The organism is Cohnella ginsengisoli (genome assembly GCF_029525555.1).
GTDB classification, from domain to species: Bacteria; Bacillota; Bacilli; order Paenibacillales; family Paenibacillaceae; genus Cohnella; species Cohnella ginsengisoli.
The window spans coordinates 702876-715785 of the sequence record NZ_JAPDHZ010000004.1 but is presented as its reverse complement, the minus strand read 5'-3'; the positions used below and the strand labels follow the sequence as shown (position 1 = coordinate 715785).

The window sequence follows — 12910 nt, the reverse complement described above, 5'->3', positions numbered from 1 at the left end:
CTTATTTAATGCCGTGCTTTTTCGCGTAGTCGAGCACGATTCGATAATCTCCGTTGGCGTCGCTGAACGTCGCGTAATTTTTGGCCGTCGAAAACCACTCCAGCGTCGTCGCCTTGCGCGTCTTGGCCGAGCGCCGCAGATCGTCGTTCGTGATCGGCTCGATCCGGCCCGATCCGAGCATGCGCTCCATGGCCGACTCGACCGCGTCCTTGACGACCTGCTCGAGGTCCGCGCCCGAGAAGAGCTTCGTCTCCGCCGCGATCTTCCCCAGCTGGAGTCCCTCCGCAGGCTTGCCGGACAGTTTAAGCTCCAAGATCCGCTCCCGTTCGGCTTCCTCCGGCGGGGGCACGAAAACGAGATGGTTGAACCTTCCCGGCCGCCGCAGCGCCGAGTCGAGATACCAAGGCGTATTGGTCGCGCCGATGATAAATACGTTCTCGTTTTCCGCCTGCAGGCCGTCCAGCTCGAGCAGAAGCTGATTGACCAGCATCCGATCGTGATGCTGTCTCATCTGATGCCGGCTGCCGCCCATCGCATCGAGCTCGTCGATAAAAATAACGCACGGCTTGCTCTGCCGGGCTTTTTCGAAGATGTCGTGCAAATTGTGCTCGCTCTGGCCCGCGTACATGGACAAAATGGCTTGAAGCTCGATATGCATGAAGTTCGCGTCGATCTCGCCGGCGACGGCTCTCGCGAGGAACGTCTTGCCGCAGCCCGGCGGGCCGAACAGCAGCAGGCTGCCGCCGGCTTCCTTGCCATAGGCCGCGAAGAGCTCGGGCTGCCGCACCGGCAATATGAAGTTCATCCGGATTTTCTTTTTGACGTCTTCAAGGCCGCCGACGTCGGCGAACGTTTCTTTCGGCTTATCCGATTCGACGAGCGATTGGTCGTCCTTGCTGAACTGGATGAGCTTCAGGTTTTTCCTTCTTTGCTCCGCGATCTCGTCCCGGTCGGACATCTACGTTACCACCTCGGCTTCTATGATAAAGAATATACACAGTTTACCATATCTATGAAAAGTCCTAGCGCCGTTTCCGTGCGGCGAGAGGCAAATCAGCCAAAAAAAAAGCGCGTCCCCGCTTGAATCGCGGAGAACGCGCCTTTTCAAGACTACGATTCGAGCAGCTCGGCGAAGTCGCCCGTCGCAGCCCCGGAGGCGTTGCCTTCGTCGGTGTCGATATGCATATCGAGCGCGAACGACGGCGACACGCGCGCGATGACGTTCTCGAACACGAGGCCCCGATCTCCGCCGACGCGCACCTTGAGCAGCTGCTTGTCCGCGATGCCCAGCCGCTCCGCGTCGGACGTATGGAAGTGAATGTGCCGGGCCGCCACGATGACGCCTTCGTTCACCGTCACTTCGCCGGCCGGACCGGCGATCCGGATGCCGGGCGTCCCTTCGATATGGCCGGATTCGCGCACCGGCGGCTTCAGTCCGAGCGAGAAAGCGTCCGTGCGGGACACTTCAAGCTGCGTGGCCTTGCGGACCGGTCCGAGGATGCGGACTTTCGGAAAGGAGCCCTTCGGGCCGTAGACCGCGACCGTCTCGTTCGCGGCGAATTGACCAGGCTGCGACAGCGGCTTCATCTCGGTGAGCTCGGCGCCCTCGCCGAACAGGATCCCGACATGCTCCTGCGTCAGATGAATGTGCCTGGCGGATACGCCGACCGGTATTTTTCTGTCTTCGTTCATCGTCAAAACCTGCCTTTCGCGAGCGGCTCTCGTATATTGAACATGTACACGATGTCATTATAACGCAAACATCGGCCCGTTACGCGGGAAGAGGACACAAGTTCACGAACCGTCCACGCGCTTGTCATACGTCCGCCTTAATTTGCCTTATTCTGCCTTCAGCCAAGCTTCCGCGCGCGCGATCCAGGCGCCGCTCTCGTCCGCGAGCAGCGTCCTCCATCCGAGCGCGGCGCCTTGCGGCAAATTGTTGTTCGTATCGTCGACATATAAAATGTCCGCGAAGTCCGCCAGGCACGCATCCATGCGGCCGTATATCTCCGGCTCGGGCTTGCGGCATCCCGCTTCGGCCGATACGATCACATGGTCCGCCAGCGGGTACACGCGCGCTAGCACCGGCGCGATCCATTCGGTCCGGTGATTGCTGAGGATGTTCAGACTCGCCCGATCGCGCCATTCGGCCAGCCGCTCGAGCGCGGGAAGCGGCCGGATTGCCGAGACCAGTCTATCTCTAGCGTCAGACGCGTCGATCGCCTGGAATCGTTCGGACATCCGTTCCCAAAATTCCGACTCGGCCATCGCGCCCGTCCATAAATCCGCTCTTACGTCTTTGCGGAATTGCATCAATGCTTCATAGGAAACTTCGTATTCGTCCGAGAGGGCTTCCCAAAATTGCGGGGTATAGTTAGTGGCGAGCACGCCGCCGACATCGAGGATCATCGCTTTCTTGTGCTTCAACTTGCATTTCTCTCCCTTTCGATCGACTAACGAAAGTATAGCATTCAGTCACAAATCGTGAACAAGTTAAAAATATGGTGATACCCTGCCGTTGCTGGTTCCTTCGCAAGCGAATATGACGTCGGTTTTCTCACCGGATCCGCGAAGCGATTCGAATGACGCAAAAAAAGAGAGGATCGCTCCTCTCCTTGCAGCGTCTCTGCCGGTCGTCTCGACTCGCTTCGTTACTTCAACTTGATTTTTTTCGTCCAGCGCTTCTCTTGCCCATTGTCGTCCTTGAACAAAAAGCTAACTTCGCCCTCCTGCCCCTTCAGCTCGTCGGGGTAAAAGAAGCCCATGAACTGACCGTCGCCGCTGATGTAAAATCCGTCTTCGCCGTTGCCGCCGTGCGCGATCGCGTCCTGCAGCGTGTTGACGATCTTCGTATCGCCGGACGTCCAGCTCATCTCGGACAGCGCGTACCCGGACGGGACCTGCTTGACGGCAAAGTCGAAGCTATTGCCTTCGATCGGCTTCTCCGTCTGATCGATGACGATGAGGATCTTCTGGTCGGCCGGCTCCCCGGATGCAGCCGCGCCCGATCCCTCGGCGGAAGCGCCCTGAGAGGATGCCGGAGCATCCGTCGCTTCGCCGGCCGAAGGCGATGCAGGCGCCGAAGCGGGCAGCGACGCGGAAGCGGAAGGCAACGGCGTCGCTTGCGCGGCGGACGAAGGAGCGCCCGCCGAAGCCTGCGCGTCGTCATTCGTTTTTTCCCCGCAGGCGCTCGTCATCAGCAGCGCCGCGATCGCGGCGGCGTACAGCCAGTTATTACGGTTCATCATTCGTATCTCCTCCGATTTCGTTTAAAGTAAAGTAGAATGCCACGCCCTGCGCCGTATTGCGGACGCCGAAATCGCTCCCGTGGAGCGTTAGGATATGCTTCACGATGGCCAGGCCCAGACCCGTGCCGCCGGACTTGCGGTCCCTTGACCGCTCGATCCGGTAAAATTGCTCCCAGATCCGTTCCAGATCCGCTTGGGCGATGGGCGGACCCTCGTTTTCGATGGTCGTACGTACTTTGCCCTGCGAGGGTCGCGTCACTTCAATCGCGAGCTTGCCGCCTTCGGCCGCGTGCCGAATCGAATTGCTCAATAAATTCATGAGCACCTGCTCGATCCGCTTCGAATCCGCATCCACTTGCCATGCCTCGCCGATCGCATTCGCTTCAAGTCGCAGTCCCTTCTCTTCGAGCTGCCCGGAAAACGACCGCAGCGCTTTTTGAATCAATGACGTCAAAGATATCGCTTCAGGATGCAGTTGAACTGCGCGTACCTCGTAACGGGACAGCTCGAGCATATCCATGATGAGCGCGTTCATCCGATCCGTCTCCGTTACGATGAGCGAGAGGTACCGCTCCCTTTTGTCGGCGGCGACGCCGTCCTGAAGCCCCTCGGCGAAGCCCTTTACGATGCCGAGAGGCGTCTTCAGCTCATGGGAAATGTTCGCGACCAGCTCCTTGCGCAGCCGCTCCGAACGCTCCTTCTCCTCGACGTCCTGCTTCAACCGCACGTTCGCCTGTCTCAGCTCCGCGAGCGCCGCCTCCAGATTCCGGGACATCGCGGTCATGCGACGCGACAGCTCGCCGAATTCGTCCTTCGACCGAATTTCCTCTTGCCCGGCAAAGTCGAGCTCCGAGAGCCGCGTCGCCGACCGGGTCAGCCGAACGAGCGGACGCGAGACCATTCTCGAATACACCCAGGACAACACCAGTCCAATGACCAATACGACTGGCGCTAAATAAGCGATGTACCGCTTAAGCATATCGACGGCTTCTCCGACCGGCTGCAGGGATGTCATGGCGAACAAATACCGGGCATCCCCGCTCCCCGGTACGAACGGTTGCAGCATGGCCGCATAGCGGACTCCGCTCCACGGATCGGTCCAATCCGCACGCACGGTACCGCCGTCCATCGAACGAATCGAAGTTTGCTCGTCGTCGGTCAGCCAGGCCGAGAGCGCCTCTTTCATCTGCAGATCCTGATAAAAAAGGATTGTACGAACGGCGCTCCGGCACCATGAGATCGGTGATCGTCCCGCTTACCCGCACGAGTCCCTCCTCGAGCGCGCGCCCCCGCTTTCCGATGGCGACCGGCTGCATGATCGTATCATCTTCGTCCATGAAAATGCCGTCGACCGTCAGCGGATCTCCGACTTTCAGGCCTTGCGGAAGCGCGTCCGCCGTCATCCCTTCGCTTGCGAGCGGCACGGTGATCGTCTTCCCTTCCGCGCGCAGCTCGAGAAAGTAAGGATTAACGGAAATAAGCTGGAACCGGTCATTCAGCATCGCGAGACTGGCGTCGCTTCGGTTCATGAATTCGCCGAGCAGCCGAGATCCGCTTCCCGCTTTCGTTTGCTCGGCCTGACGATACGCATCGCCGAACGCCGTCATGCTTCGTTCGATCGCATGGTCTTTGGACGCGCGATAAAATCGTTCGAAGAACAGGCCTTCGGCCAGGAGCAGGAGCACGAATAAGAGGAGGAAGAGCGCTGCCGTCACCGCAAACAGTTTAAAAACGACGCTATTGCTTCTCATGGTTCCCTCTCGAACTTGTACCCTGACCGGATGACCGTGGCGATCAGCTTGCCTTCGCTACCGAGCTTGGCGCGAAGCTTTTTGATATGCGTGTCCACCGTGCGCGGATCGCCGTCGTATTCGTAGCCCCATACCGAATCCAAAATATAATCGCGTGCCAGCACCTTGCCTTCATGCTTCGCGAGAAAAACGAGCAGTTCGAATTCCTTCGGCGACAGTTGGAGCGGTTCTCCGGCTACGGTCGCCGCATGCGCCTTCCTGTCGATCTTCAGATCGCCGAAAACGAGCTGCTCGCCTTCGCGTCCGACCGTCCCTTCGGTGCGGCGCATCAATGCGGCTGCGCGCGCGACCAGAACGCGCGGGCTCAGCGGCTTGGTCACGTATTCGTCGGCGCCGAGCTCGTATCCCATAATCTGATCGTCGTCCGCCGCCCGCGCCGTGATGATGATGACCGGCACGTCCGACTTTTCCCGGATGCGCCGGCACGCCGTCCAGCCGTCCATCTCAGGCATCATGAGGTCGAGCACGACCAAGTCGACGGCGTTTTGCTCGAACAGGTCCAGCGCCGTTCGCCCGTTATCCGCCTCAAGCACGTCCCATCGTTCTCGGACAAAGTAATCCGTTATAAACTCGCGCATCAGCGCATCGTCTTCCGCCAGCAGAATCGTCCGTTTCGTAGCACCCCACCCCCGATCGCTGCCCGGCTGCCCGGTACGTCTTTAACTTTATCGTACCCCTGTGTCCTTCGTGTGTACGCGCACAACCTAAAAAAAGCGGCAGACGGGACCTTATGCCATGTCCCGAACTGCCGCTATGTGGGGTCTTGCGTGAATTATCTGAACTCCGAGAGCAGCTTGTCGAATTCGGCTTCCGGGAGCGTGAGATCCTGCTTTGCGAGCGCTTCGGGCTTGAAGCCGACCGCCATGTCCTCGTACGACTTGCGCGTCGTGTCCTGGTAGATCAGGCCCGTCAGCATGCCGTTCGTTTCCATGATTTTCGTCATCGCCGCGATACGGTTGCCCGGATCGTAGTCGGGGAACTGCTCGAGGTTGACGATATTCTCCTTGAACCAATCGTAGGTGTTGACCTTGTTGAAGGTCACGCAAGGCGAGAACACGTTGATGAGCGAAAAGCCTTTGTGCTGAATTGCCTGTTCGATGAGCGAGGTCAGCTGCTTCAGGTCGCTGGAAAACGACTGGGCGACGAACGTGGCGCCCGCGGACAGCGCGATCTCGAGCGGCGACAGCGTCGTCTCGATCGAGCCTTCCGGCGTCGACTTCGTCTTGAAGCCTTCCGCGCTGCGAGGAGACGTCTGGCCCTTCGTCAGACCGTAGATCTGATTGTCCATGACGATGTAGGTGATGTCCAGGTTGCGGCGGATCGCATGTACGGTATGCCCCATGCCGATCGCGAAGCCGTCGCCGTCGCCGCCGGAGGCAATGACGGTCAGCTCGCGGTTCGCGAGCTTGACGCCTTGGGCGATCGGCAGCGCGCGGCCGTGAATGCCGTGAAGTCCGTACGCGTTAATGTAGCCGGAGATTCGGCCTGAGCAGCCGATGCCCGAGATGACGGCGAGCTGCTCGGGCTCGAGGCCGACGTTCGCGGCCGCGCGCTGGATCGAAGCCTGCACCGTGAAGTCCCCGCAGCCCGGGCACCAGTTCGGCTTGACGTTGTTGCGGAATTCTTTGAAAGTCGCCATTACAGCTTCAGCTCCTTGCAGGCTTGATAAACTTCGGATGGCAGGAACGGCGTGCCGTCGTATTTGAGCAGATTCACGATTTTATCGTGGTATCCGACGTTTTGCTTGATCAGATTGGCGAGCTGGCCCGTCGCGTTGTTCTCGAGCACGACGACCTTGCTAGCCCGCTCCAGGTATGGCGCGAGCAGGTCGCTCGGAAACGGATGCATTTGACGCACCGTCACGTGATTCGTCGCGATGCCCTCCTGCGTCAGGCGGCTTTGGGCCTCATTGATCGTGCCGCCCGTAGAGCCCATCGACACGATGAGCAGATCGGCGGGCTCGCTCGGCCCGTCCGACTTCACGGCGTCGGTAATGCGCAGCGCGCCGAGCTTGTTCAATCTCTTGTCCATCATCTTGCGGCGGTTGACCGCGCTCTCGGACGGACGGCCCTCCTCGTCATGCTCGACGCCGGTCACGTGGTGGATGCCGTGCTTCGTGCCCGGCAATACGCGCGGCGAGACACCGTTCTCGGTGAATTCGTAGCGCTTGAACAGCTTGTTCGGCTCCGTAGGCACGAGTTCCTGCTCGAGCGGGATAAGCTTGCCTCGCTTGATCTCGATGCGCTTGTAGTCGAGCGGCTCGCACGATTGCTTGCCGAGCGACAGCTGCAGGTCGGTCGCCACGATGACCGGCACCTGGTATTCCTCGGCGATGTTGAAGGCTTCGATCATATCGTAGAAGCATTCCTCGATCGTGCTTGGCGCGATGACGACCTTCGGAATCTCGCCGTGCGTGCCGTAGATCAGCGCGTTGATATCGGACTGTTCCTGCTTTGTCGGCAAGCCGGTCGACGGACCGCCGCGCTGCGTGTCGATGATGACGAGCGGCGTCTCGGTCATGCCCGACAGGCCGATCGCCTCCATCATGAGCGACAGGCCCGGACCGGCCGAAGCCGTCATCGTCCGCACGCCGCCGTAGTTGGCGCCGATCGCCATCGTGACTGCCGCGATCTCGTCCTCCGTCTGCACGACGGTGCCGCCGAACTTCGGCAGCTTCTTGATCAGGTACTCCATGACTTCCGACGCCGGCGTGATCGGGTAGGCGGACATCAAGCGGCAGCCTGCCGCGACGGAGCCGAGCCCCATCGCTTCGTTGCCGATCATGAACAGCTTTTGTTTGCCGTCGGCTTCGGCCAGCTTAAACGCTTCGATCGGGCCGCCCGCCTGCTCGAGCACGAATTCCGCGCCACGGCGTACGGCTTCGACGTTTTTCTCGACAACGGCAGCGCCCTTGCGTCCGAACTCTTCTTCGACCGCCCGGTTGAACACCTCGATCGGCAGGCCGAGCAGCGCCCAGGACGCGCCGGATGCGACCATGTTCTTCATCAGCGACGTGCCGAGCTCCTCGGCGATCGCCGTGATCGGCACCGCGAACAACTGGGCGTCCACGCCCTCAGGCACGACCGGCGCGAACTTGGCGTCCGCGACGATAACCCCGTCCGCGCGAAGCTCCTTCGCATTCAGGTCGATGCTCTCCTGGTCGAACGCGACGAGAATGTCCAGGTCATCCGAGATCGCCCGGATCGGGTGCGTGCTGATGCGGATCTTATTGTTCGTATGACCGCCCTTGATCCTGGAGGAGAAGTGACGATAGCCGTATAAATAGTAGCCGAGCCGGTTCAGCGCCGTCGAAAAAATACGGTCCGTGCTCTCGACGCCCTCCCCCCTGCTGACCGCCTATTTTCCAAGAAAGTTGCTCGATCAATGCTTCCATCTCCTCATGCTTAGGGTGACTGGTATCCATATGGGCAAACCTTGACGATTGTGCTATATACAAATTCGTTTTCGACTGAATCGATGCTTTGATCTAATAAATTTTATGATTCGTATTGTTAAAATGCAATAGTTTCAGCCGATTTGGCACGATAATACTTTTTGATTTTGTCATCGATTTGCCTATATCTTTTAGGGGATCGTCGCGCTTATTTTAGATGGTCGGTCAAGAAGCGCCGCGCATGTCCCGACAGCCAGCCCCGAACGAGCGGCTCGGGATAACGCGACAGCAGCGCGTCCGCAAGCGCCGGATAATCGGCAGGCCCGGCGAGCCCAACCGTATACGTATCGATCCCGTCGAAGTCCGAGCCGAACGCGATATGGTTCGCTCCGCCGAGGGCGCATACGTGCTCGACGTGCCGCAGGACGTCGTCGATGCCGGCCGGTCTCAGCGCCTGAAGAAAAAACGGCACGAACGTGATCCCCATCAAGCCGCCCGCCGCGACGAGCGCGCGAATCTGATCGTCCGTCAGGTTGCGCGGATGGGGACAAAGCGACCGGGCATTGGCGTGCGAAGCGATTAGCGGTCGTCTCGCGAGCTCCGCCGTGTCCCAAAATCCCTTTTCGGACAAATGCGATACGTCGATTAAAATACCGAGCGCTTCGCATTCCGCCACGAGGCTGCGCCCTTCCTTCGTCAATCCGGCGCCTCTCGGTTCCATGATGCCGTCGCACGCCCAGTTGGCCTCGTTCCAGGTGAGCCCGAGCATCCGAAGTCCGAGGCGATGGAGCAGGCGCAGCGCCCACCGCTCTCCGCGCAGCGCATCCGCGCCTTCGAGCGTCAGCAGCGCCCCCCTCTCCGACGCACCCGGACCCAGTACCGCCTCCACATCGGCACCGCTCTGCACGAGACGCATGCCGGGAGCGGACAAGATCTTGTCATGGAAAATCGCCGCCTGGCGCAGCGCGCTTTCAGGCGTTTTAGGCGTTCCCGCCGGCACCCAGATCGCAAAAGCCTGAAGTCCCACGTTTCCTCCCGCCAAGCCCTCGGCGGTCACGTCCAGTTCCCCGCCCGACGATTCGGCCCAATCCAGCTTCGGGTCGCGATCGAGCTTGCTGAGCGCGTCGCAATGCAAATCCGCGATTCGCATGCGTTTCCTCCTCTCCTATCAGAGCACGACAAAAAAACCTGCGGGCGCGCGAGAAGCGAGCTGCGCGGCAAGCTCCGCGGCATCCGCACCCATGCGATGGCAGGTCAATTCTCTTATCGGACGGTCGCTTCCCGCGAGGTTATCTAGGCTCGACGATGAGCTTGATGGCCGTTCGGTCTTCTCCGTCGATGACGATATCCGTAAATGCCGGTATGCAAATCAAATCGACGCCGCTCGGCGCGACGAAACCTCTCGCGATCGCCACCGCCTTGACCGCCTGATTCAGCGCGCCCGCGCCGATCGCCTGCAGCTCAGCCCCTCCACGCTCACGTAGCACCCCTGCCAATGCGCCTGCGACGGAGTTTGGGTTCGATTTTGCCGATACCTTTAATACATCCATGACCAGTTCCTCCTTGGGGTTAAGGATGGGCTCACTAACCGATCATATTCGGGACGCCGACGATTAATTCCTGCCCTTCTGGATGGACGCGGCGATCTAATTTCACATTATTCAGAAAATACAGCTTTTCGATATAATTTGGAAAACAAAAACCATTTTAAATGCGAAAAACCGCACCCCAGGGTGCGGCTCCTCTTATGTGCAATTACGAACTCGCGGGCATCAAGCCGGGATCCAGCTGTCTTCGTCCACGCGTATCGTACGGACGCTGACGGCTTTCCCCGTCGCCTCGTCAATGTCGATGAACAGACCGTTCAGATGCCACTTCGTCTCGGCCACCTGGAATCGGGTAGGCATGCCGGTAATGAACTTGCGCAGCACGCTCTCCCGCTCCATGCCGAGCACGCCGTCGCGCGGTCCCGTCATGCCCGCATCCGTCACGTACGCGGTGCCTTCAGGCAAAATCCGATCGTCGTTGGTTTGCACATGCGTGTGCGTGCCGAGCACGACCGAGGCGCGTCCGTCGAGATGCCAGCCCATCGCGATCTTCTCGCTCGTCGCTTCGGCATGAAAGTCGACGAGGATGCATTTCGTCTTGCGCCGCAGCTCGTCCACGATCTCGTCCGCCTTGCGGAACGGGCAATCGGACGGCGGCAAGAAGGTGCGCCCGATTAAATTCACGATGGCCAGCTCCCGGCTGCCGCTCTTGATGATCGTATAACCGCGGCCGGGCGTTCCCGGGGGCAGGTTGGCCGGGCGGACCATCCGGGCTTCGTCGTCGATGAATTCAAAGATCTCCCGGTTGTCCCAGGTGTGATTGCCCATCGTGATGCCCTGCACGCCGGCTGCGAACAGCTCGCGGGTGATCGCGGCGTTGATGCCGCGACCGCCTGCGGCATTCTCGCCGTTCGCGATGACGATATGCGGCTGATACCGGTCTTTGAGCCATGGCAGCAGCCGCTTGACGGTATCCCGGCCGACTTGGCCGACGATATCCCCGATAAAGACGACTTTCATGAAATCCACCTTTCTGTACCTTCGCCTGTCATTTTCGCGTAGGCCCGAGAACGGAGAAAGTGGCCGCCAATCGTGGCGGCCACTCCCCCCGTATAGCCTTGCTGTTATTTGGCGTATTCGACCGCCCGCGTCTCGCGAATGACCGTGACCTTAATATGTCCCGGATAATCGAGTTCGCTCTCGATCTTCTTCGTGATATCCCGCGCGAGTCTGAACGCTTCGCCGTCGTCGACCTTCTCCGGCTGAACCATGACGCGCACTTCGCGTCCGGCCTGAATGGCATACGACTTCTCGACGCCTTCGAACGACTCCGAGATGGCTTCCAGCTTTTCCAGCCGGCGGATATACGTCTCGAGCGTCTCGCGGCGCGCGCCAGGACGGGCCGCGCTGAGCGCGTCGGCCGCGCCGACCAGCATCGCGATGACCGAAGTCGCCTCCACGTCGCCGTGGTGGGACGCGATACTGTTGATGACGACCGGGTGCTCCTTGTATTTCTTCGCCAATTCTACGCCGATCTCGACATGCGAACCTTCCACTTCGTGGTCGAGCGCCTTGCCGATATCATGCAGCAAGCCGGCGCGTTTGGCGAGAGAAATGTCCTCTCCGAGCTCGGCTGCCATCAGTCCGGTCAGATACGCGACCTCCATCGAATGCTTAAGCACATTCTGGCCGTAACTCGTACGGAACTTCAGGCGACCGAGAATCTTGATGAGGTCCGGATGGAGACCGTGAACGCCCACCTCGAACGTCGCTTGCTCGCCGTATTCGCGGATCCGCTCGTCCACTTCGCGACGGGACTTCTCCACCATTTCCTCGATGCGGGCAGGGTGGATGCGTCCGTCGGCGACGAGCTTTTCGAGCGCGGTGCGCGCGATCTCGCGGCGGATCGGGTCAAAGCCTGACAGGATAACGGCCTCCGGCGTATCGTCGATGATGAGATCGATGCCGGTGAGCGTCTCCAGCGCGCGGATGTTGCGGCCTTCGCGGCCGATGATCCGCCCCTTCATCTCTTCGTTCGGCAGCGTCACGACGGATACCGTCGTCTCCGCCACGTGATCCGCGGCGCAGCGCTGGATCGCGAGCGAGATGATGTCGCGGGCGCGCTTGTCGCCTTCTTCCTTCGCCTGCTGCTCGATGTCTTTGATCAGTTGAGCGGTCTCGTGACGCACTTCCTGTTCGACCGTAGACAGAATCAGCTGCTTGGCGTCTTCCATCGTCAGGTTGGAGATGCGTTCGAGCTCCGTTATTTGCTGCTTATGAAGCGTCTCGATCTGTTCTTGGGTCTCTTCGATCCGTTTCTCTTTGTTGGCGACTTGCTCCTCCTTGCGTTCCAGCTGCTCCAGCTTGCGGTCCAGCGATTCTTCCTTCTGAACCAGCCGTCGTTCCTGCCGCTGAATCTCGTTGCGGCGCTCTCTAATATCGCGTTCCGCTTCGTTCCGGAGCTTGTGCACCTCGTCTTTGGCTTCCAGTACCGTCTCTTTGCGAAGAGCGTCGGCTTCCTTTTTCGCATTTTCTACGATCTGCTTGGCCGCTTCTTCCGCACTGGATATTTTAGCTTCCGCAATGGACTTGCGTACAACATAACCGATCCCAAAGAAAAGCACGCCAACAACGATGACGATCAAGACCCAGATCCCTGTCTCCATGGTCTTCACCTCCTCGTTGCATCACCAAGGCAAATCTTGGGACACCTATTTAATTGTGCTCCGGTTTCAGAACCGTTCCGTAGTCTCGCGTAAATCGTCGAAAATTCACTATCCGAATCGTTTTTTTGGAAGGAAAAAAGAATCGGTAGCGCGATGATGGAATACTCACTCATTGTATCTTTTGTGAAAATGGATTGTCAAGCAATGCAAGGACGTCCCCGCCCCCTCCCTTGCTCCTCCGAAC

The 12910-nt window shown here is 59.5% G+C and carries 12 protein-coding genes and 1 pseudogene; all 13 read right to left on the bottom strand.

The genetic code is table 11. The features are described 5' to 3' along the window. Nucleotide 1: 1 nt before the first annotated feature. The 13 genes and pseudogenes from OMP38_RS24440 to rny all read right to left on the bottom strand — a co-directional run bounded on the left by OMP38_RS24440 (nt 2) and on the right by rny (nt 12666). Nucleotides 2-958 carry an ATP-binding protein gene (locus tag OMP38_RS24440; RefSeq protein WP_277567373.1) on the bottom strand — a complete coding sequence of 319 codons (957 nt, stop codon included), beginning with the start codon at nt 956-958 and terminating at the stop codon, nt 2-4. Nucleotides 959-1110: 152 nt separating this feature from the next. Next, nucleotides 1111-1692 carry a phosphate propanoyltransferase gene (locus tag OMP38_RS24435; RefSeq protein ID WP_277567372.1) on the bottom strand — a complete coding sequence of 194 codons (582 nt, stop codon included), beginning with the start codon at nt 1690-1692 and terminating at the stop codon, nt 1111-1113. 147 nt (nt 1693-1839) lie between these two features. Beyond that, the gene (locus tag OMP38_RS24430; protein WP_277567371.1) at nt 1840-2427 is read right to left on the bottom strand and encodes an HAD-IA family hydrolase; all 588 of its coding nucleotides are present in this window, start codon (nt 2425-2427) and stop codon (nt 1840-1842) included. Nucleotides 2428-2651: 224 nt separating this feature from the next. After that, nucleotides 2652-3248, bottom strand: a complete 597-nt coding sequence (locus OMP38_RS24425; protein ID WP_277567370.1) for a hypothetical protein — start codon at nt 3246-3248, stop codon at nt 2652-2654. After that, the gene (locus OMP38_RS24420; RefSeq protein WP_277567369.1) at nt 3235-4314 is read right to left on the bottom strand and encodes a sensor histidine kinase; all 1080 of its coding nucleotides are present in this window, start codon (nt 4312-4314) and stop codon (nt 3235-3237) included. Before OMP38_RS24420 ends, OMP38_RS24425 begins: the two co-directional genes overlap by 14 nt. Then, on the bottom strand, nt 4220-4999 hold the full coding sequence (locus tag OMP38_RS24415; RefSeq protein ID WP_277567368.1) for a hypothetical protein: 780 nt from the start codon (nt 4997-4999) through the stop codon (nt 4220-4222). Before OMP38_RS24415 ends, OMP38_RS24420 begins: the two co-directional genes overlap by 95 nt. Continuing rightward, complete coding sequence (locus OMP38_RS24410) at nt 4996-5664, bottom strand: response regulator transcription factor (RefSeq protein WP_277567646.1); 669 nt, start codon at nt 5662-5664, stop codon at nt 4996-4998. The genes OMP38_RS24415 and OMP38_RS24410 overlap by 4 nt, the downstream gene beginning before the upstream one ends. Nucleotides 5665-5831: 167 nt before the next feature. Then, nucleotides 5832-6698 carry a 2-oxoacid:ferredoxin oxidoreductase subunit beta gene (locus tag OMP38_RS24405; RefSeq protein ID WP_277567367.1) on the bottom strand — a complete coding sequence of 289 codons (867 nt, stop codon included), beginning with the start codon at nt 6696-6698 and terminating at the stop codon, nt 5832-5834. Continuing rightward, nucleotides 6698-8444 (bottom strand): annotated as a pseudogene (locus OMP38_RS24400) (2-oxoacid:acceptor oxidoreductase subunit alpha). Before OMP38_RS24400 ends, OMP38_RS24405 begins: the two are co-directional and overlap by 1 nt. A 217-nt stretch (nt 8445-8661) precedes the next feature. Then, a complete protein-coding gene (locus tag OMP38_RS24395) occupies nt 8662-9603 on the bottom strand; it encodes a dipeptidase (protein WP_277567366.1) in 942 nt (313 codons plus the stop codon). Between the two features lie 139 nt (nt 9604-9742). Beyond that, nucleotides 9743-10003, bottom strand: coding sequence for a stage V sporulation protein S (locus tag OMP38_RS24390; RefSeq protein WP_044877525.1), 261 nt, complete (start codon nt 10001-10003; stop codon nt 9743-9745). 222 nt (nt 10004-10225) lie between these two features. Next, on the bottom strand, nt 10226-11020 hold the full coding sequence (locus OMP38_RS24385; protein WP_277567645.1) for a TIGR00282 family metallophosphoesterase: 795 nt from the start codon (nt 11018-11020) through the stop codon (nt 10226-10228). 104 nt (nt 11021-11124) lie between these two features. Continuing rightward, the gene (gene rny / locus OMP38_RS24380; protein WP_277567365.1) at nt 11125-12666 is read right to left on the bottom strand and encodes a ribonuclease Y; all 1542 of its coding nucleotides are present in this window, start codon (nt 12664-12666) and stop codon (nt 11125-11127) included. Nucleotides 12667-12910: the final 244 nt, after the last annotated feature.